The 22,302-nt window shown below is 59.5% G+C and carries 9 protein-coding genes and 1 pseudogene; 3 read left to right on the top strand and 7 right to left on the bottom strand.

Annotated features, from left to right (window positions below; all coding sequences use genetic code 11):
- Nucleotides 1-29: 29 nt before the first annotated feature.
- Nucleotides 30-902, bottom strand: a complete 873-nt coding sequence (locus QQL28_RS09995; RefSeq protein ID WP_284264201.1) for an alpha/beta fold hydrolase — start codon at nucleotides 900-902, stop codon at nucleotides 30-32.
- Between the two features lie 80 nt (nucleotides 903-982).
- Nucleotides 983-1,678 carry an alpha/beta fold hydrolase gene (locus tag QQL28_RS09990; RefSeq protein WP_284264199.1) on the bottom strand — a complete coding sequence of 232 codons (696 nt, stop codon included), beginning with the start codon at nucleotides 1,676-1,678 and terminating at the stop codon, nucleotides 983-985.
- Nucleotides 1,679-1,878: 200 nt separating this feature from the next.
- Here QQL28_RS09990 and QQL28_RS09985 point away from each other — a divergent pair, with 200 nt between their 5' ends.
- Entirely contained in the window at nucleotides 1,879-3,861 is a 1,983-nt protein-coding gene (locus QQL28_RS09985) for a tetratricopeptide repeat protein (RefSeq protein WP_284264197.1), read from the top strand.
- A gap of 39 nt (nucleotides 3,862-3,900) precedes the next feature.
- Here the strand turns inward: QQL28_RS09985 and QQL28_RS09980 are convergent, their stop codons facing one another.
- From QQL28_RS09980 to QQL28_RS09965, 4 genes and pseudogenes are all read right to left on the bottom strand, one after another.
- Nucleotides 3,901-4,992, bottom strand: coding sequence for a TRAP transporter substrate-binding protein (locus QQL28_RS09980; RefSeq protein ID WP_284264195.1), 1,092 nt, complete (start codon nucleotides 4,990-4,992; stop codon nucleotides 3,901-3,903).
- A 244-nt stretch (nucleotides 4,993-5,236) separates the two neighbouring features.
- A pseudogene (locus QQL28_RS09975) lies at nucleotides 5,237-5,623 on the bottom strand (response regulator); the annotation flags it as partial.
- Nucleotides 5,620-7,179 carry a sensor histidine kinase gene (locus QQL28_RS09970; RefSeq protein WP_284264193.1) on the bottom strand — a complete coding sequence of 520 codons (1,560 nt, stop codon included), beginning with the start codon at nucleotides 7,177-7,179 and terminating at the stop codon, nucleotides 5,620-5,622. The pseudogene QQL28_RS09975 and the gene QQL28_RS09970, both read right to left, overlap by 4 nt.
- Before the next feature lie 377 nt (nucleotides 7,180-7,556).
- Complete coding sequence (locus QQL28_RS09965) at nucleotides 7,557-10,394, bottom strand: ATP-binding protein (protein WP_284264191.1); 2,838 nt, start codon at nucleotides 10,392-10,394, stop codon at nucleotides 7,557-7,559.
- A gap of 343 nt (nucleotides 10,395-10,737) precedes the next feature.
- Here QQL28_RS09965 and QQL28_RS09960 point away from each other — a divergent pair, with 343 nt between their 5' ends.
- Both QQL28_RS09960 and QQL28_RS09955 read left to right on the top strand, forming a co-directional pair.
- The gene (locus QQL28_RS09960; protein WP_284264189.1) at nucleotides 10,738-16,263 is read left to right on the top strand and encodes a trifunctional serine/threonine-protein kinase/ATP-binding protein/sensor histidine kinase; all 5,526 of its coding nucleotides are present in this window, start codon (nucleotides 10,738-10,740) and stop codon (nucleotides 16,261-16,263) included.
- Between the two features lie 71 nt (nucleotides 16,264-16,334).
- Entirely contained in the window at nucleotides 16,335-21,875 is a 5,541-nt protein-coding gene (locus QQL28_RS09955) for a trifunctional serine/threonine-protein kinase/ATP-binding protein/sensor histidine kinase (RefSeq protein ID WP_284264187.1), read from the top strand.
- A gap of 30 nt (nucleotides 21,876-21,905) precedes the next feature.
- Here QQL28_RS09955 and QQL28_RS09950 read toward each other — a convergent pair whose 3' ends face one another.
- The gene (locus QQL28_RS09950; protein ID WP_284264184.1) at nucleotides 21,906-22,259 is read right to left on the bottom strand and encodes a response regulator transcription factor; all 354 of its coding nucleotides are present in this window, start codon (nucleotides 22,257-22,259) and stop codon (nucleotides 21,906-21,908) included.
- Between the last annotated feature and the right edge of the window lie 43 nt (nucleotides 22,260-22,302).

Here is a 22,302-nt window from a genome sequence, read left to right as displayed (position 1 = left end):
CCGCTGATGCAGGCCTTGCGTTGACGTCACTACGCCGCCTTCGATCTGGTCGCGTCCAGGAAATCGCCGATGACTTTCGCGATGTCCTCGCAGTGCGTCTCCAAGGCGAAGTGACCTGTATCTAAGAAGCGTACATCGGCGAGGGGCATGTCGCGTTTGAATGCCTCTGCGCCCGGCGGCAGGAAGAATGGATCGTTCTTGCCCCAGACTGCCAAAAATGGCGGCTTGTGCTGGCGGAAGTAGGCCTGGAATTCCGGATACATGGCGACATTGCTCTTGTAATCGCCAAAGAGATCGAGTTGCACGTCATGAGCGCCGGGACGTGCCAGATAGAAATTGTCGAGCGAATAGCCATCCGGAGAGACACGCGATGTGTCGGCAACGCCATGGGTGTATTGCCAGACCGTGGTCTCCGGCGAAAGAAAGGCCCTGAGAGCGGCACGGTTCTTCTCCGATCGGTCCTGCCAGTAGGCGCGGATCGGGGTCCAGCCGTCGCTCAACCCCTCCTCGTAGGCATTGCCGTTCTGCGAGATGATCGCGCTGATGCGCTCGGGATGGCGAACGGCCAAGCGAAAGCCGGTGGGGGCACCGTAGTCGAAGACGTAGATCGCAAACCTCGACAGACCTATCACTTCCGTGAAGCGTTCGATTACGTGAGCCAATTTGACGAAGGTGTACGAAAACTTGTCGCGTGGCGGCATGTCGGACTGGCCGAAGCCGGGCAGGTCCGGCGCGATCAGGCGTAACCGATCCGAAAGCATCGGAATGAGCTCGCGAAACATGTGGCCCGCGGACGGAAAGCCATGAAGCAGCAGTAACACCGGCGCGTCGCTCCTGCCGGCCTCACGGTAAAACACGTTGAACCCGTCGACATTGGCCTTGCGGTATCTGATAGGCGCCATCGGATTCTCCTGTCTGCAATTGGCTGTCTGCAATTCGGCCTCTGCGACTGATGCTTCGTCGCGCGCGGAGCGACAACGGATCAGTTGCGGGCGACCGATTGGACCGCGTCATGGATGATATCGATGACAGGTCCGGGGGCGGTGACGATCGGCGTGTGGTCGACGGCATGCGACCTGATCTTCGCTTTCATGCGCTCGGCCATGAAACGCTGCGTCGCCGGGATGATCATATGATCCTGTTCCGCGAGCAGAAACCATGTCGGAACGTCCTTCCATAACGGACGCCCTGCTGGAACCGTGATGCACGCCAGCGCGATGGGCCGCTGCACCGCGGCGAGCACCGACCGATCTTCCGCCGAAGCATTCGGCGCGAAAGCCTTGGCAAAGGCATCGTCGGGCAGCCAAATCAAATTGTTGGCGTCAGGTGCAAGCTTCGGCGCCAGCGGATGCGGTTCGGCGCGATAGAACACGTCCGCCACCTTCTCGCCCTCGTCCGGCGCCAGTGCGGCAACATAGACCAGCGCCTTCACTTGCTCGGGCCGCGCCAGGGCAATGACGGCACCCGCATAGGCATGTCCCACCAGGATGACCGGTCCGGGCATGCGCTCGATGCTGCGATTGAGCGCGGCAACGTCGCCGGCAAGCGACGTTAGCGGCAGCGGCGCCGCAGACGCCTTCACGCCGCGGGCCGCGAGCCCGGTGACGACGCGCCCCCAGCTCGATCCATCTGCCCACGCGCCGTGAGCCAGCACAATGCTCACATCCTTTGTTGTCATCCGAGTTCTCCCGGCCGTGCGCCCCTCGGCGTCACCTGCAACCCAACCTTCCCATCCAGTCGCCATGGATCAAGATATTGATTTTGCTTACAAAATTTCCACTCATGGCAACTCGATCAACTGTTACTTTCCCAAGGGCCCGGCAAACCTTAAGACCCTGAACTTAGGCGGCCGTCGTTGGAGCAACCGTTGGAGAAGTCATGGAAATGGCCACCCCGGCGGACCATGTGCTTTTGCTGGGACCATTGCAGGTCGTCCGGAATGGGACGGAGTTGTCCGAGCCGCCTTCGCGTAAGGTCCGGGCGCTCCTTGCCTATCTCGCGATGGCGCCGCGGCCGGTCACCCGCGAAAGACTATGCGAGCTGTTTTGGGACGTCGCCGACGACCCTAGAGGCGAATTGCGCTGGTGCCTTTCCAAGCTGAGGCCTTTGGTCGACGAACGGGCGATGAAGCGGCTTATCGCCGACCGCAGGCAAGTCAGCCTCGATACGGCGTCGCTCGACGTGGATGCCCTCGTCGTTGCGCGTAGCGCGCAGAAGACGCTGAGCAGTCCCTCGCCGAACGATCTTCGCTCGCTACTGGCTTGGTTTCGCGGCGACTTTCTCGAAGGTCTCTCGATCGAAAGGGCCCCCTCGTTCGAGAATTGGCTCGCAAGCCAACGGCACCGCTTCGGTCAGTTGCGCCAGCAGCTCCTCGAACGGCTGAGCTCCGTCCTGCCGCCGGAGAGCGATGACCGCATCCTAGCGTTGCGCGAGTGCATCGAAGTCGCGCCGTTCGACGAAGCGGTTCACATCGAGCTCGTTCGCACGCTGCTCCGGCGCGGGCTTTATGCCGAAGCCGAGCACCAGATCGACGCAGCGGTGAGGCGCTTCCAGACCGGCGGCATCGATCCGGCATCGCTCAAGGCCGCTCTGGCGGCGGCACAACGCTCGGCTTCGAGGCCGGCCAGCGTCAGTTCGGTCGGCGTCGCGCGTTTCGAGCCGCCGACGGATCGGCAAGCGGTGGCCACGCATGGGCCGACGCTGCTGTTGATGCCGTTCACAGCGGCGCCGGAAAACGCTGCGGACGCCGACAGCGTCACAAGCGACATCATCTTTGGTTTTGCCAAGCTGCGAAGTATCCGCGTCATTGCCAGAGGGACGGCTTTTTCGCTGCGCAGCCAGACGCCCACGACGGCCGCCGGCATCGTGAGCGCGCAATATGTTGCGTCCGGCCATCTGCGGCGCGACGGCAAGAAATATGTTGTCTCGGTCGAGCTCATCGACCCCAGGAGCGATCGCATCTTCTGGGCTGACGAATTCAGTTGCAACGCCGTCGATTCCTTCGCGGCGCCCCCGCTGCTGACGACGCGGATCGTCACGGGTCTTGATGCGGAAATTCACGTCATCGAACGCAACCGGGCGCTGCTCATGCCGCCTGCGTCGCTCGACGCGTGGCAGGCGTACCATCTGGGGCTCTCCCGCATGTATCGCTTTACGAGCGAGAGCAATCGAGAGGCGCAGCAGTTTTTCACCAGGGCGATCGCTCTCGACCCGACCTTCTCGCGAAGCTATGCGGGAATGTCGTTCACGCATTTTCAGAACGCGTTCCATCTACACGTGCGCGAGTCCAAACGCGAGGTTGGGGCGGCAATCGAGACTGCCGAAAAGGCATTGCAGGCGGATCCCAGCGATCCGGCGGCACATTGTGCGATCGGCCGCGCGCTATGGCTTGCGTACGCGCACGACGGCGCCATTGGCGAGCTCAATCAATCCATTCGCTTGAGCCCAAATTACGCGTTCGCTCATTACTCTCTGGCCTTTGTGCAATGCCAGACCGGTGATCCCGGGTGCGCGATCGACGCGGCCGACATCGCGGCGCAACTCAGTCCGCTTGATCCGATGATGTTCGGGACATACCGGGTGCGAACGTTTGCATTGCTGCGGCTTGGCAAGGTCGAGGAGGCTGCCGATTGTGCGGCGCTTGTTGGACGGCATGCCGGCGATCATTTTCATGCACATGCCGTAGCAGCGCTGACGCTTGCGGCCGCTGGCCGCATCGAGGAGGCCCGCGCAGCACGTCAACGCATCATCGGGTTACGTCCGGACTACAATTTCAGGCAGTTCACCGAGGCGCTTCATATGCTCGACGATCTTACCGGCATCTACCAAAAGGCCGCGAAAGTGCTGCAAATCCCGGATTGAGCTTGCAGCGGGTACGCCACCAACGATGCTGAAGATCGTTCAGCCCTTCGGACGCGTGCGGATCATGAATGTTTCATACGCGTATTCGGCGAGCTGCCACCAGAGATTCTCGTCGTTTCGGAAGTCCATCTGCGAATCGTAGATCTTCTTGAAGTCGGGGTTGGACGCGGTGGTCTCGGCATTGATCTCGTTCGATGCCTTCAAACAGGCTTCCATGATCGACTGGCTGAAGGGGCGCAGGAGTGTTCCGTTCGCCACCAGGCGCTTGAGCGCGTGGGGATTGCGCGCGTCATATCGCGCCTGAACATCGAGATTGGCGTAACCGCAGGCGATCGTGAGCAGCGATCGATAAGCCTTCGGCAGGGCATCCCACTTGTCCCAATTGATGAAGAAGTGCTGCGCCGTGCCGCCCTCCCACCAGCCGGGATAGTAATAGTACTTGGCGATCTTGTAGAAGCCGAGCCTCTCGTCATCATAGGGACCGACCCATTCGGCCGCGTCGATCGCGCCTTTTTCCAGCGCTGGATAGATATCGCCACCCGCGATCTGCTGCGGAATGGCGCCGAGCTTGGCAAGTGTCTTGCCGGCCCATCCGCCAATCCGCATCTTCAGGCCGTTGAGGTCGGCGACGGTGTTGATCTCCTTGCGAAACCAGCCACCCATCTGGGTGCCGGTATTGCCGCCGGCTATGGCATAAACGTTGGATTTCCTGCCGAACTCATTGAGCATGTCCTGGCCGCCGTGATCCTGGAACCAGGCGTTCTGCTGGCGCGAGGTCAAACCGAACGGAATGGTGCAATAAAGCGCGTAAGTCGGGTCCTTGCCGACGTAGTAGGCGGCGGCGGTGTGACACATGTCGACCGTGGCGCTGCTCACCGCGTCGAGCGCCTGCAGGGCGGGAACGATCTCGCCGCCGGCAAAAGTCTGAATCTGAAACTTGTTGTCGGTGGCTTCCGCGACATATTTCGAGATCGTCTCCGATGCGCTGAAGAGAATGTCGAGTGCCTTCGGCCAGCTCGCGGTACAGCGCCATTTCAGCTCGGGCATCGACTGCGCAACGGCTGGTGCAGCAACGGCGTTCGAGGCAGCAAGGCCGACGCCTACCGCTTTCAGAAATTCACGACGTTTCATGGCGTTCCCCTTCGGATTTTCGCCTCGCAACCGCCAAATCGTGGCGATTTCGCGCAGCGTCGCACCCCCGGGGGATCAGATTTTCATATTAGCCGGCGTTTTGCAGATGAACCCCGGACAATCCCAAGAGTATCAGGCATCAAGGCTCCCCGATAGCTGCGATCTTCGCCTTTCAGCTGTCGCAACGACTCTTGTTTCCGCAACTGCGGCTCGGGCCGTCCGTCGGGTGCAAGGTCGGGAGAGTTGACGCGTGCTCGAGCCTCATGTCGATTGCCTCGCGCAGCAGCGCAAAGTCGATCGGCTTCGTCAACAAGCCCTCTGCGCCGCGTTCGATCGCTTTTCTGTGCGTTTCTGCATCGCTATAGGCGGTGATCATGATAACCGGCACATCGGGGTGCGCCGCGCGCATGACCGGCAGCAGCTCCAGCCCGCTCATCCCGGGCATATTGATGTCCGACAGGATGAGGATAAGCGAGGCGTCCCGGATCTCCGCGGCACGCCTCAGCGCCGCCGCCGCTGACGTCGCGAACTCCATCAGAAAACGCTCGGAACGCAGATCGCGCCGGAACCGTTGGCGGAACAGGGCTTCGACGTCGGGTTCATCGTCTACGACCAGAATATAGACGGTCAATTTTTGCTTTCCTTACGGATCTGGGCGGCCCCGATGCGTGGCAGCGTGATGGTGAATTCGGTAAACACGCCCGGTTCGGTCACGACGTCGATGCGGCCGCCGTGCTGTTTCACGATGATGTCGTGGCAGATCGAAAGGCCGAGGCCTGTTCCTTCGCCGGCCGGTTTGGTCGTGAAGAAGGGATTGAAGATCTTCTCCTTCAACTCCTCGGGGATGCCCGCGCCATTGTCACGAATTTTGATTTCGACCCCACCGCGTACGCTCCTGGTGCTGGCGCACAGGGTCGGCTCGAACCCCGCGCCGGCCGTCTCCTTGCGCTTGGTCGCGGCGTAGAAGCCGTTTAAAATAAGGTTGAGCAGCGCGCGCGTTATCTCCTGCGGATAGACATCCTTCGTTCCAGCATCCGGGTCCAACTCGCGCCGGAGCGCGACGTCGAAGGCCGAATCCTCCGCGCGCGCGCCGTGATAGGCGAGGTTGAGGCTTTCCTCGAGCAGCGCATTGATGTCAGCCGGGCGGCGCTCGCCGGAGCGTTCGCGCGAGTGCAGCAGCATGCTCTTGACGATGCAATCGGCTCGCTTGCCATGCTGGACGACCTTCTCGAGGTTGTCTTTGAGAAGACCGGTCAACTCGTCGACCTTTGAACGGAGCTCCTCGGCGAGGGGTGTCGGCTTCAAGAGGTCATTGAGCTCGTCGGTCAGCTCAACCGACAATGCCGAGAAATTGTTGACGAAGTTGAGCGGGTTCTTGATTTCGTGGGCGATGCCTGCAGTGAGCTGGCCGAGAGAAGCAAGCTTTTCGGTCTGCACAAGGCGATCCTGGGCCACGCGCAGTTCCTCCAGCGATTGCGCAAGTTCGGTGGTCCTGGCCTGTACTTCGTTGAACAACCGTGCGTTCTCGATTGCGATGACCGCCTGGTCGGCAAACGTTCGCAATAATCGAATGTGTTCTTCCCTGAATGTACCAGTCTCTGCACGGGTCACGCTGATAATGCCGATGCTCCCGGAGTGGCCAAAGAGCGGAATCAGAACGACGCTTCGGAAACCTCGCTTTCGCGAAAGATCCAATAGACCCGGGTGCTCGGCGAACCCCACCTCGCAATCTTCGATTTGAACAGGCCGGATCTCCCGGATTGTCGTCGCATACCAGTTGACGTCCGAAAGCCTCAAGGGAAACAGATTGATCAAAGCTGTATCGGCCACCTCGCTCCGCCGAGTGAACGCGGCGAGATGCAACCGGTCATCGATCTTTTGAAGGACCGCCGTAGACAGTCCATTGACGAGCTTATTGGATCTCTCTGCGATCGCAGCAAAGATGGGACCGAAGCCGGCAGGCGACCCCGCGATCACTCTCAATATCTCTGCTGTCGCCGCTTCGCGCTCAAGGGCCTCCCTCAGCCGCAACCCGAGCGGATCGTCATGCGGTTGTTGACTTTCGTCCTTCATGTGATCGGAAGTTGGTGCCAGGTCGTGCAACTGCAAACTCTCGCCTGCGAACGGCTCGCTCAGAGTTGAAACCTGATGCGTAATCGCACTCTGCTGCGTCGTGGCACCGAGCATCCCGTCAATCCGATCTGCCTGGCTAGGTGAGCGGCCGTCGCGTTTCAGCCGTCCCAACGTCGACCAAGGCCGCGCCCGGCACAATCTAGCCAGCATTTCGTCAGCCCAGGTGTAAAAGCTGGTAAATCGCCGTCAAAAAGCAGCGAGCCGAAGGCGGGTCCGCGTTTGGAGAAGAAGCGATGGTGAAACAAGAGGGGGGACCGATGACCGATAGCACATCAAATTCCCACCTCCGAATCGAGGTTGTGAAGCTACGTGCTGCCCGCGGTACAAGGCTTGGCGCGTACAGAGTAAGCCCGTTAGCAAACCGGGTCACGCGACCAAGGTTCGATTATCGGCGTGTGCTCGGCGAAGGTCTCGCTGCGCTCTTGCTGGCACTACCCCGATGCGCCGAGTAGGTTTCTGGCCATCCTTAGATCTCCCGACAGAAAACCCTCGGTGAAGCGAGCCAGGATCGAAGCCAAGTTGTTGCGCGCGGCTTCATTTTGGTTGCCACGTAGCCGGAGCAAGCTAATTGCCGCCCGCAACTCCCAAGAGTTTGCGCCCTGTCGACGCGCCCACTCCGAGGAGTTGTCCAGCAGCTCTGCGGCGGCGTCGGCAAAGCCTTCGCTAAGTGTTAGCTCGGCTTTGATCCTCAAGAGCTCGGGCGTGTACCAATGCTCCTGCTGCCGTGTGGAACGCTCTAATGCGCGGTTGATGGTCGCCAGCGCTTCTGGCAACTCGCCGCAGGCGGCGAGACAGGTGGCGGCCTCCGCAAGCAGCGGCAGATAGCGGGGCATTGATAGGATTTCCGGCGCCACCGAGAGCAGAGGCCGCAATCTTCGAAGGCCTTCTACGTGGTCGCCACGGCGCGCCAAAATGACTCCCCGAAAATAAAGTGCCCAATCGTACCAAAGGCCGGGAGCGTGTTTGGATCTGTCGATTAACGCTGAACAGAATTCGTCGGCCTTATCAAGGTCTCCGTTCAGCAATGCGACCAGACATCCCCCTTGCCCCAACACGGTGCAGATGGATAGCAAATGGCCCGTCGCTAGACAGTCGCTACTTGCTCGATCCGCCAGCCGCGTAGCCTGATCGGGGAAGCCCAGAAGCCAGAGTATCCGCGCCTGGAAGCAGGTTGAAGTCGATCGCTGATCGAATTGAAAGCGCACCATGTGTGGCGCGCGCGTGATCGGTCCATAACCACTCAGCATGCGTTCAGTATAGAGGCGAGCTTCCGCTTGTTCGCCCATCAGGTGCAAGGTGGTCCCCAACATTCGGTCACCGACCAGTCCATCGAGGGGGTCGATAGAGGGCTCGGCTGCACTGCTGAAGCGTTTCGCGAGGCTCAGGGACTCGTTATACTCTCCGCTATTGATACGATCGACCCAAAGGCCCCACAATGCACGAAGCTTATAGTCGATATTAGCTAGCCCTTCGGCGATGTCGTAAGTGCTGGTCCAAGCGTCACGCGCGCGGGGGCCGAGGTCCGTGTAAATGAGAGTTGATCCAAGCGCCGCATAAAGATGCATCTTGCGCTCAAGCTGGTCTGCGCTGTGCGACCGTAGCGTATCGAGTGCCTGTTCAACCCGACGTTTGCATTCGTCCATCAACGACAGCTGAAGCCACAACGGCACGGCAGCGACTGTCAGATCAACGGCCAATTCGGAAGCGCTGCTCTCGGCGAGTGCCCATTCGAGCGCCGATCGGATGTCATCAATGTGGTCACCATATTCTGCCAGCCAGTCCGAGGTGCTCAACGCATTCCAATCGTTCTCCGCATGCTTCATGACCTCACATAAATGAGTCGCATGGCGGCGTGCCTGCGTGGAATGCTCGCCACTCTCAAGCAGCTTCTCGAACGCGTAAGCGCGAGTCGTGTCAAAGAGGCGATAGCGAACCTTCGATCGACCGATATCGGCGGTGACCAGTGACTTTGAGACCAGATTTGCAAGCAACTCGGCAAAATCCGCTTCGCCATCGCCGGGTGGTCCAACGGCGGCCGCCGCGTCGAATGTAAAGCGTCCAACAAAGATCGACAAACGGCGCAGGACCGCTCGCTCGGCCTCAGACAGTAGCTCATAGCTCCAGTCGAGCGCCCGACTAAGCGTTTGGTGCCGAGCGAGCGCGGTGCGTCGGCCCTGCGTTAGAAGCTGAAAGCGATTGCTAATCTGGGTCGCGAGGCCAGCGACGCCAAATGCGTCGACACGTCCCGCGGCGATCTCAATCGCGAGAGGAATTCCGTCAAGATGACGGCAAATATCCGCAATGCGAGGCGCGTCAATGTCGCGCAATTGAAAATCTTCCAAGGTCGCCGTTACACAATCGATGAACAGCTGCACGGAAGAGAAGAGCAGCGCGTCCGCGGCAGTCAATGATTTGCCGGCGGGAGGTACATCGAGCGGCGATAACCGGTGAACTTGCTCGCCCTGAACGCGGAGTCGTTCGCGACTCGTAGCGAGAATGTGCACTCCCGACGTTCGGTTGCAAATCGTCTCGGCGATCTCAGCTACAGCCGTGACGACATGCTCGCAACTATCGAGCAACAGCAGCAGCCGCTTGTTTGTCAGAAAGCGCGTCAGACTTTCCAGGGGGTCTCCAGACCGAAGTGTCACGCCAAGTATCGACGCCAAGGTGTTGAGAACAAGCGTATGATCCGAGATCGGCGCTAGATCGACAAAATATTCCCCATCGTCATAGGAGAAATCCAACGCTTCAGCGACTGCGAGCGCGACGGTTGTCTTGCCAATTCCGCCCGGACCAACGATTGTTATGAAACGTTCCTTCGGCAACGTACGTGCGAGTGTCGTGACGGTATCGGCACGGCCAAGCATGCGCACGCGCGTCGTGGGCATATTGCCTTTTCGCTCGTCTGGAATTGCGATCTGGTCGTTCGAGACTTTCGACGTAGACGCCACAAAACAATAGCCGCGACCAGGCACGGTCTTGATGAACCGGTCGTTGTCGCCGTCTTCGCCGAGAACTCGACGGAGCACAGCGATGTGCACACGGAGAGCACTCTCCGACACGCGTGCGTTCGGCCAGACGCGAGCCTCGAGGTCATCCTTGGAGACGAGCTTGCCGGCCTGTTCAACCAGTGCGGTTAGTGTGTCCAGCGCGCGACCGCCAAGTCGAAGCGGTTTGGAACCCTTCAGAAGCAAATGACGCGCGGGAAACAGCCGGAAAGGGCCGAAAGCGAAGCCTTCAACAGAAGATGTTGCGGGCACTGGCGGCACTTAACGCCTCTTAACGAAATTTAACGCCGGAATCATAATTCAATGGCACCTGAAGTCCATACGTGACATTGCGTGACGATGAAGGAGAGGGAGTCCGGCGGGTCGGTTTTATAGGCAAATCTTGGGGGCCGCGCGCATGATCAGAGGCACCTCGGATTATGACGACAAAATTGGCTGCTAAGCTTCGTTAATTGTCGACAGGCGTTGAAACCACGAGCCACTAAAGCCCTTGTGCGCAAAGAGAAACGCCTTGCGTTGAAATCGCGCTTGCCGCATCAATAGGGCGACATTTCCCGGGATCATCAACGTCGATGGTTCTCGCTTGTGCCGAACCGGCGCTGATATGGATGCAGTTCGCTCGAATGGCAGGTTCCACGTTGCGTGGGAGGATGGCGAGCGCGTCTTCTGCCGAGGATGGCATAGGACGTCTGACGGCAACCTCGTTGCCGCACTAGCTGTGCGGCCGTCCTCGGAGCATCCCCGTCCTGCCATCATTGATCGCCTTGCTCACGAATACGCGTGGAAGGACGAACTGGATCCTGCGTGGGCGGTACGTCCGTTAGATCTGCTTCATGAAGGCGGTCGGACTGTATTGCTTCTCGAGGACCCGGGGGGAGAGCCGCTCGCGAACTTGATCGGCGTACCAATGGAGGTCGAAAGCTTCCTACCCCTCGCCATGGGTATCGCGGTGGCAGTAGGCAACGTCCATCGGCGCGGCCTCATCCACAAGGACCTGAAGCCGACCAACATCTTCGTGAATGGCACGACCGGAGAGGTCAAGCTCACTGGGTTCGGCATTGCTTCACGCCTGCCGCGCGAGCATCAAAGTCCTAGTCCGCCCGAGGTGATTGCCGGAACTCTGCCCTACATGTCGCCCGAACAGACCGGACGAATGAATCGATCGATCGATACCCGCAGCGATCTCTATTCTCTCGGTGTGACCTTCTACCAGATGCTCACGGGATCGCTTCCATTCTCTGCCATCGATCCGATGGAATGGGTTCATTGTCACATCGCCCGGCATCCGATGCCGCCCAACGAGCGAGTCAACGCGATCCCAGCCCCTGTCGCGGCAATCGTTTTGAAGCTCCTCGCTAAGAATGCCGAAAGTCGCTACCAGACTGCAGCAGGCGTCGAGGCTGATTTGCTGCGTTGTCTCTCCGAATGGGACGCTCATGGCCGAATCCATTCGTTTGCGCTTGCCATCCACGACACGTCGGACAGGTTGCTGATTCCGGAAAAGCTTTATGGTCGAGAAGTGGAGGTCGATAGTCTTTTCGCGGCCTTTGATCGGGTCGTTACTGACGGAATGACTGAAATCGTGCTCATCTCCGGCTGCGCCGGAATCGGCAAATCCTCAGTCGTAAACGAATTGCATAAGGCTCTAGTGCCACCGCGCGGCCTTTTCGCCAGTGGTAAGTTCGATCAATATAAACGCGATATCCCTTACGCAACTCTGGCTCAAGCGTTCCAGTCACTCGTACGACAGCTCCTCAGCAAGAATGACGAGGAAATATCTCTCTGGCGAGCGTTACTACTCGATGCGCTAGGCTTCAATGGCCAGCTCATGATCAAGCTGATCCCGGAGCTTGCGCTGATTATCGGGGAGCAGCCTGCCGTTCCTGAACTCCCGCCGCAGGAGGATTATAATAGATTTCAACGCGTATTCCGCCGCTTCGTCGGCGTATTCGCTCGACCAGAGCATCCCCTGGCGCTGTTCCTAGACGATTTACAATGGCTGGACACGGGAACACTGGAGATGCTGGAACATCTCGCCACGCATCCCGAGATTGGTCACCTGTTGCTGGTGGGCGCTTATCGTCACAACGAGGTCGGCGCATCCCATCCGCTCAAACGAATTTTGGAAACAATCCGCGCCGCTGGCGGAAGGGTGCGGGAGACGTTGCTCGCACCGCTCAAGCAGGAAGCTATCGAGCAAATGGTCGCGGAGTCGCTACATTGCGGCCAGGTCAGCGCGCAGCCGCTTGCAAATCTGATCCACCAGAAGACAGAAGGCAATCCATTCTTTGCAATCCAATTCTTCTTGGTGCTCGGAGAGGAAGGGCTTCTCCAATTTGACCACACTAGCGCGAGATGGGCCTGGGACGTCTCACGCATTCGTGCAAAGGGCTTCTCAGACAACGTCCTCGAGCTCATGGCAGGCAAGCTCCGTCGCTTGCCGGACACGACGCGAAGCGCGTTGGGGCAACTTGCTTGTCTCGGTAACCTCGCGGAGATCGCGACCATAATCCTGGTCCACGGAGAACCCGAAGAGAATATTCACGCGACACTCCGGGAGGCGGTCTTGGCGGGCCTCATCTTCAAAGTGGAGGGCGCCTACAAATTCATCCACGACCGCGTGCATGAAGCTGCCTATGGGCTTATCCCCGAGTCCGAGCGCGCTGCAACTCATCTTCGGATTGGCCGAGTGCTCGCGGCCAGGACCGCCCCCAACCAACTTGAAGACGCGATTTTCGACATACTGAATCATCTCAATCGCGGTGTCGCCCTCATCAAGGCCCATGACGAGCGCGAGCAGGTCGCCGCGCTGAACGTGTTAGCAGGAAAGCGCGCAAAGAGTTCGACCGCTTATGCGTCCGCCCGCAATTATCTTATGCAGGCAACAAAGCTTTCATCTCCGAACGCGTGGACTAGCCGCTACGAGCAAACATTCGAGCTATATCTGCTGCTTTCGGAATGTGAATATCTGGCCGGCAACTTTGAAGCTGCGGACGCGCTCTTCGACATAATTCTAGGTAGGGCGTCATCAAACCTGGATCGAGCGAAGGTTCACAGCTTGCGCATCAAGCTCTACCAGGTGGCAGGTAAATATGACCAAGGACTCGCTGTTGCGCTAAACGCACTGAGCTCCTTTGGCGTGACTTTTCCCGATACCGATCAGGACATCACGGCAGCTATTGAAGCTCAGTTCGGCAACCTTCCCGTCAATCTAGCGGGGCGCCCAATTGGTGCGCTTCTCGATGCAGCCGTTGCGATTGACCCTGTCAGGCGGACAATCATCGAGCTCCTTGTTGACGCAACACCCTGCGCCTACATCGCTCGGCCACCGCTGTTTCCGTTAGTCGCTCTAGAGGGGGTCAATCGTTCCATAAGAGACGGGAACACGGAACAATCGAGCTATGTTTACGGCGTCTTTGCCCTCTGGCTCGTGTCACTAAAAGGCGACATCGGCTCGGCTTATCAATTCTCGGAAATGTCGCTACGACTGAACGAGCGGTTTAACAACCTGCGGCTGCGGGGCACGTTGCTTCACCTCCACGGTGATCACGTCAATTTCTGGCGGAGACACTTCGCCACGGGCCTGCCGATTCTGGAGCAGGCCTTCGAGGCCTGTCTTGAAGTGGGTGACCTCGTCTATGCCGGTTTCCTCGCTTTCGAAACAGTGTGGCAGCTGATCGAAAAAGGAGACGCCCTCGAAGATGTGCTGACATCAGCGGGTAGATACGCGGCGTTTGCAAAGCAGAGCCATAACGATGCCGTTTTCGAGACGATCCGGATAGAGCAGCAGTTTATCGCAAGCCTGCAGGGTAGGACGAAAACTCCCTTGAGCTTCGAGGACGGCACCTTCGATGAAGCAACTTGCTTCGCCACCATCGCCAGGGCGGCCTTTGGCTGCGGCATCGTCTTCTATCATATCATGAAGCAGATCCTCGCCGTTCTCTATGGACAGTACGAGGATGCAATGGAAGCCGCCGTAGAGGCAGAGTCGGTGCTCGGCGCCGCGATGGCGATGCCCATCGAGGCGACCCATCATTTTTGTCATGCGCTTACCCTGACGGGGCTCTACCCAACGGCCTCGGCGCTGCAACAGGAGCACTATCGTAGCTTGCTTGACGAGAAACTAAAAAAGCTGCGGCTTTGGGCGGACAATTGCCCAGAAAATTATCATAGTCGATATGCGCTCGTCTCTGCAGAGATAGCGCGTATCGAGCAGCGTGATATGGATGCAATGCGCCTCTACGAAGAGGCGATTCGCTCGGCGCACGAAGGCGGCTTGATCCACAACGAAGCTATGGCCAGCGAGCTAGCCGGGCAGTTTTACCTTGCGGTCGGTCTTGAAACGGGCGGCTACGCGCACTTGCGCAACGCGCGTGCGTGCTTTTTGGTGTGGGGCGCCGACGGCAAGGTGAGGCAATTGGATGAGTTGTATCCTCACCTCAAGGAGAACGAGCCGGCGCCTGGTGTGACCAGCACAATCAGCGCGCCCATCGAGCACCTCGATCTTGCAACCGTCATTAAAGTCTCGCAAGCCATCTCTGGCGAGATCGTGCTGCAAAGGCTGGTCGACAGCCTGATGCGCATGGCCGTCGAGCAGGCAGGCGCCGAGCGTGGCCTTTTGATTGTTGTGCGCGGGGACAAGCTGCAGGTCGAAGCGGAAGCCACGAGCGGCGGTGACACGCTCATCTTCCAGCGTGGCGGCCGGTCGGTGACCACTGCAATGCTGCCTGAGTCGATGCTTCAGTATGTGCTGCGCAGCCGCGAAAGCGTCATCCTGGGTGATGCCATAACTCAATCTCCGTTTGATGCCGATCCCTATGTCCGTGAGCGCCAAGCCCGATCCATTCTCTGTTTGCCCCTGATCACTCAAGCGAAGCTGATCGGCGTGCTCTACCTCGAAAACAATATCACCCCCCACGTCTTCGCGCCGGCGCGCATCGCATTGCTGAAGTTGGTAGCGTCCCAGGCAGCGATCGCGCTGGAGAATTCACGTCTTTACAGCGATCTGCAGGAGCGCGAGGCAAAGATTCGGCGCTTGGTCGACGCCAACATCATCGGGATCGTCATCTTTGACCTTGAAAGTCGAATAATCGAGGCCAATGACGCATTCCTCCGCATCGTCGGGTACGACCGTGCTGCTCTCGCATCGGGCCAAATCCGCGGGGTGGATCTGACGGCGCCGGAATGGCGTGACCGCAACGCACAGATGCTCGAAGAGGTAAAAACAACGGGCATCGCTCAGCCATACGAGAAAGAGTATTTGCGGAGGGATGGCAGCCGCGTCCCCGTACTGGTTGGAGCTGCGAGCTTTGAAGAAAGTGGGAGCCAAGGTGTCGCGTTCGTGCTCGACCTGACCGAACGCAGACGGGCGGAATCTGAAGCGCGTGAAAGCGAGCGGCGCTACCGCGAGACGCAAACGGAACTGGCGCACGCAAATCGCGTCGCGACCATGGGCCAGCTTACTGCATCGATTGCCCATGAGGTCAATCAGCCGATTACCGCGATGATCGGCAACGCGGAGGCATCGCTGCGGTGGCTCGCCCGCCGGCCGCCGGATCTTGCGGAGGTTCGTCAGCTGCTTGAAAGGATCGCTAAGGACGGCCGGCGAGTGGGCAATGTTGTCGACCGAACCCGTAATCTGGTCAAAAGAGCGCCGCTGCGGACAGAGCGCGTGGAGATCAACGCAGCCATCGATGAGGTGATAGAGCTCACGCGTGCTGAAGCAACGAAGAGCCACATCTCCGTGCGGACGCAGTTTGCAGAGGACTTGCCGCCGGTTGGTGCCGACCGGACCCAGCTGCAACAGGTGATACTGAATTTGATTATCAACGCCGTGTATGCCCTAAATGACAACGAAGCGCGCCGCGAATTGTTGATCAGCACCTCGACGGACGGCTCTGGCGGCGTACTCGTGTCCGTGCGAGATTCGGGCAAGGGTATAAGTCCTGAGCAACTCGAGCGCCTTTTCGATCCATTCTACACGACCAAACCGGGCGGCATGGGAATGGGACTATCGATCTGCCGTTCAATCATAGAGAGCCACGGAGGAAGAATCTGGGCGGCGGCGAACCCTCCGCAGGGCGCCGCTTTTCACTTCACTATCCCCCAGCTGGACAATGTAGTAGTTTAACAGCTTGAAGGGTAACGATTTCCAGGATCATCGACGTCGATGGTCTTCGGCAGGGCCGAACCGGCGCTAACATGGATGCAGTTCGCTTCGCCGAAATTACGGATAGCAGCTTCCATGTCGCGTGGAAGGACGGTGAGCGCGTCTTCTGCCGGGGATGGCATAAGGACTCTGACGGCAGCCCTGTTGCCGTACTAGCAGTGCGGCCGTCCTCGGAACACCCCCATCCTGGAATTCTCGATCGCTTCACTCACGAGTATGCATGGAAGGACGAGCTGGATCGTGCGTGGGCGGCATGTCCGTTCGACCTTCTGCATGAAGGGGGGCAGACTGTATTGCTTCTCGAAGATCCGGGCGGGGAGCCGCTCGCGAACTTCATCGGCGCACCAATGGAGGTCGAAAGCTTCCTGCAACTTGCCATAGGCATCGCTGGGGCAGTAGGGAACGTCCACAAGCGAGGCTTTGTCCATAAGGACATCAAGCCGGCCAATATTTTGGTGAATTGCACGGACCAACGGGTGCGGCTTACGGGGTTCGGCATCGCCTCGCGGCTGCCGCGCGAGCGGCAGAAGCCGGAGCCGCCCGAGCTCGTCGCGGGCACACTCGCTTACATGGCGCCCGAACAGACCGGACGGATCAATCGCTCGATCGATTCCCGCAGCGACCTCTACGCACTCGGCGTCACACTCTATCAAATTCTCACGGGTTCGCTTCCATTCACCGCAGCTGATCCCGTGGAATGGGTCCACTGCCATATTGCCAGAAAGCCGCTGCCGCCAAGTGAGCGGTTGGAGAATTTTCCCGCTCCGGTTTCCGAAATCATCATGAAGTTGCTCGCGAAGGCCTCCGAGGAGAGGTACCAGACGGCTGCCGGCTTAGAGCGCGATTTGCGACGCTGCCTTGCCGAATGGGGTCGGCTCGCGCGCATCGCCCCATTTGCGCTTGGACAATACGATGTGTCCGATCGCTTGCTGATCCCGGAGAGGCTGTACGGCCGGGCGTATGAGATTGAAACCCTGCTCGCCGCCTTCGACCGAGTGGTGGGCGATGGGGGGCCGGAACTGGTCCTCGTGTCCGGCTATTCCGGCATTGGCAAATCATCGGTGGTGCATGAGTTGCACCGCGCGCTGGTGCCGCCCCATGGGCTGTTCGCTGCCGGCAAGTTCGACCAATACAAGCGCGACATCCCTTACGCGACGCTGGCGCAGGCCTTGCAGAGTCTGATCCGCCCGCTGCTGGGCAAGAGCGACACTGAACTGGCGCCCTGGCGCGAAGCGCTTCGGGAGGCACTGGGTGCGAACGCCCAAGTCATGGCGACCCTTATCCCCGAGCTTGAGCCACTTATCGGCCTGCAGATGCCGGTGCCGGAGCTGCCGCCGCAGGACGCGCAGCGACGTTTTCAGCTGGCGTTCCGCCAGTTGCTCGGCGTGTTTGCGCGGCCGGAACACCCGCTGGCACTATTCCTCGACGACTTGCAGTGGCTCGACGCGGCAACGCTCGATCTTGTCGAGCATTTGGCGACCCAGTCCGAGCTGCGCCATCTTCTGCTGGTTGGCGCCTATCGCGACAACGAAGTCACCCCTGCACATCCGCTCATGCGACGGCTGGCAGCGATTCGGGATGCCGGCGGACGATTGCAGGAAATCGTTTTGGCGCCCCTTCGGCTCGAGGATGTCATCCGGTTGATCGCCGACGCGTTGCAGTGCACGCCGGATCGCGCCGGCCCTTTGTCTCGTCTGGTGCACGAGAAGACGGGCGGCAATCCGTTCTTCACCAGCCAGTTCCTCTCTGCGCTGGCAGAGGAGGGGCTGCTTGCCGTCGACCACGGCGCGGCGCGCTGGACTTGGGACCTCGAGCAAATCCATGCGAAGGGTTACACCGACAATGTGGTGGACCTCATGCTCGGCAAGCTTCGCAGCTTGCCTGCCGAGACCCGAGAGACGATGCAACATCTGGCTTGCCTGGGCAGCAGCGCGCCCATCAGCGCCCTGGTCATGGTCGGCGGCGGGAGCGAGGAAAAGCTCCACGCCGCGCTGTGGGCGGCGATACAGGCCGGGCTGGTGTTGCGCCAGGGGGAGAATTACAACTTCCTGCACGATCGTGTTCAGGAGGCGGCCTACGCACTCATTCCAAAAGAGGAGCAAGCGGCCCAGCATCTGGCAATCGGAAGGTTGCTGGTGGCGCACACGCCGCCCGAAAAGCGAGAGGAAGCGATATTCGAAATAGCGAACCATCTGAACCGTGGCACCGCGCTGATCAACTCGGCCGAGGAGCGGGAGCAGGTCGCTGAACTAAATCTGATCGCGGGCCAGCGCGCGAAGCAGTCGACGGCCTACCACTCGGCGCTGGCCTATCTTGCTGCGGGGTGCGCGCTGTTGCCGCTGGACTGCTGGGACCGGTGCAACAGGCTCACCTTCGCGCTCGAGTTTCACCGTGCCGAGTGCGAGTTTCTGACTGGCGCGTTAGCGGCTGCCGAAGAGCGTCTGTCCATGCTATCGAGTCGCGCTGGTCAGCTCGTCGATTTCGCCGCCGTGACCCGGCTACGGCAGGAGCTCTTCTTGACGGTAGGCAAGAGCGGCCGCGCCATTGAGGTCTGTCTCGGCTATCTCCGGCGGGTCGGCATCGAGTGGTCGGCGCACCCGATGGAGGAGGCGATCCAGCAAGAATATGAGCGCCTCTGGCGTCGGATCGGACCTCGCTCAATCGAGGACCTTATCGATTTGCCGATAATGGAAGACCCCGAATGGCGTGCGACCATGGACGTCCTGACAGCGGTCGTGACGGCCGCGTTGTTCACCGACAAAAACCTTCTCTGTCTCGTCATCTGCCGGATGGCGAACATCAGCCTGGAGCATGGCAATAGTGACGGCTCGTGCTTCGCGTATGCCTGGCTCGGTACGATCCTGGGGCCGCATTTCGGCGATTACCGGGCCGGGTATCGCTTCGGCAAGCTCGGACTGGATTTGGTCGAGCAGCGTGCGCTGCGACGCTTCGAGGCTCGCGTTTACGTCATTTTCGGGCACCGCGTCATTCCCTGGACCCAGCCGATCCGAACCGGCCGGCCGCTGGTGCGACGCGCTTTCGATGCAGCCAACAAGCTCGGTGACCTCACTTTTGCAGCATTCAGCCGCGAGAACCTGATTACGAATCTCCTTGCCACCGGAGAACCGCTCGCTGAAGTCCAGCGCGAGGCCGAAGCCGGACTGGACGGCGCGCGCCAGGCGCGTTTCGGCCTCCTCATTGATCGCATCACCACACAATTAGGATTCATCCGGAGTCTCCGCGGCCTGACCCCGGAGCTAGCCTCCTTCAACCACGCGGAGTTCGACGAAATTCGGTTCGAGCAGCATCTGGGCGCGCCACACCTTGCGACCGCCGCCAGCCGGTATTGGACCCGCAAGCTGCAAGCGCGCTTCTTCGCCGGCGACTACACGTCGGCTATGGACGCAGCAGAGAGAGCCGAGGGATTGGTCTCGACGTCCTCTTCGTTGTCGATCATGCTGCTGGAAAGGGCGGAATACCATCTTTATGCCGCGCTCGCTCGTGCCGCATGCTGCCAGCCCACGGGGCCGGATCCCTATACTGAACATCAAGCCGCGCTTGCGATGCATGAAGCCCAGCTCAGGAGCTGGGCGACGAACTGCCCGGACAATTTTGAAAATTGCGCCGCCCTGGTCAGCGCGGAGATCGCTCGCCTTGAAGGACGAGAGCTCGATGCCGCGCGCCTCTACGAGCTGGCCATTCGCTCGGCGCGCACCAACAGCTTCGTTCATAACGAAGCGCTCGCCAGCGAACTCGCGGCGCGGTTCTATGCCGCGCGCGGTCTCGACATCAATTCCGATGCGCACCTGCGAAAGGCCCGGCAATGCTATGAGAGCTGGGGCGCCGATGGAAAGGTTCGGCAGCTGGATCAGGTTTATCCGTATCTGAGGAATGAAAGAGACGTCATCATTGCAACCGGCACGATCGGTGCCCCGGTTGAACACCTCGATCTGGCTACCATCATCAAAGTGTCTCAGGCCGTTTCGAGCGAGATCGTTCCCGAAAAGCTGATCGACACGCTGATGCATACCGCGATGGAGCAGGCGGGCGCCGAGCGGGGCTTGCTCATTCTTGCGCGAGGTGCCACGCCACGGATTGCTGCTGAAGCCATCACCGACCAGGATATGGTGGTTGTGTATCCGCGCGACGAAGCTGCGACCGAGTCCGTCCTGCCAGAATCGGTGCTCCGTTACGTCCTGCATAGCCGTGAGAGCATCATTCTTGACGACGCGGCCACGCAGTCGCCATTTGCCGCGGACCCCTATATCAGGGATCGTCGGGCGCGGTCTGTTCTTGGCCTGCCCTTGATAAACCAAGGCAAGCTCGTCGGCGCGCTTTACCTCGAAAACAACCTCACTCCAAACGCCTTTGCGCCGGCCCGCATGACGGCATTGAAGCTGCTGGCGTCACAGGCGGCAATATCCCTCGAGAATTCCCGGCTCTACGGCGATCTTCAGGAACGGGAAGCGAAGATCCGGCAATTGGTCGACGCCAACATCATAGGAATCATCATTTGGGATTTCGAAGGTCGTATTATCGAGGCCAATGATACGTTTCTTCGTATGCTGGGTTTCGACCGAGACGATTTCGTCTCTGGCCACCTGGATTGGATTGACTTGACGCCGCCGCAATGGCGCAGCCGATCTGCGGAGGCACTCGAGGACCTGAAGAACACGGGGACGATAAAGCCGTATGAGAGGGAGTATTTTCGCAAGGATGGCAGCCGCGTACCGGTCCTGATAGGTGCGGCGCGCCTTGAACAAGTTGAGAATCAGGGCGTCTCTTTTGTCCTCGACCTGACCGAACGTAGGCAAGCGGAATCAGAAGCGCGTGACAGCGAGCGACGCTACCGCGAGACGCAGATGGAACTCGCGCACGCGAACCGCGTCGCGACCATGGGCCAGCTTACCGCCTCGATCGCCCATGAGGTCAATCAGCCGATCACCGCGATGATCGGCAATGCCGAGGCATCGCTGCGATGGCTCGACCGCCGGCCGCCGGATCTGGAGGAAGTTCGTCGGCTGCTTGAAAGGATCGCAAAGGATGGCCGTCGTGTGGGCAATGTTATCGACCGGACCCGTGATCTTGTCAAAAAGGCGCCACTACGGATGGAGCGTATGGAGATCAACGAAGCGATCGATGAAGTGATCGAGCTTACACGGGGTGAAGCGGCGAAGAACCACATCTCGGTGCAGACGCAGTTTGCAGGAGACTTGCCGCCGGTTGGGGCCGATCGGACCCAACTGCAACAGGTGATGCTGAACTTGATTATCAATGCCGTGCATGCCCTAAGTGACAGCGAAGTCCAGCGCGAACTGTTCATCAGCACTTCGATGAATGACTCTGGTGGCGTACTCGTATCCGTGCGGGATTCGGGGAAAGGCATGATGCCTGAGCAGATTGAGCGGCTTTTTGATCCTTTCTACTCGACCAAGCCGGGCGGCATGGGAATGGGACTATCGATCTGCCGTTCGATCGTGGAGAGCCACGGAGGAAGGATCTGGGCAACGGCGGACCTTCCGCACGGCGCCACTTTTCACTTCACCATCCCGCAGGCTGACAACGTAACTTGAACCTTGAAGTTCTCGTCCTTGGATCTGGCGTTAATTTCCCAATGCCCTCTCGATAAAGGCAACCAGCATTTCGATATCAAGAGGCTTTCGGAGCAAGCCTATCGCCCCACCGGAGATGGCCTTCCTTTCAAGATCAGGTTCGGTGCGGGCCGTTATCATCATGACTGGGATTGAGTCATTGCGCTGATGAAGCTGATCTTGCAGCTCAAAGCCGCTCATTCCTGGCATATGTATATCCGTAATCACGCAGGAAAAGTTTTCGAAGTTGGCAGATGCAAGAAATTCCTCAGCCGACGCGAAGCCTACGGCATCGTATCCAAGTGATCGTGTCAACGAGACCAGCATTTCTCGCACGGCGTCGTCGTCATCAACAATGGAAATCATCTGTCGCCGCCTGCCCAGCACGTGTGAATCTTTTGAACCGCAT

Source organism: Bradyrhizobium iriomotense (assembly GCF_030160715.1).
GTDB lineage: Bacteria > Pseudomonadota > Alphaproteobacteria > Rhizobiales > Xanthobacteraceae > Bradyrhizobium > Bradyrhizobium iriomotense.
This window is presented reverse-complemented; position numbering and strand designations above follow the sequence as displayed.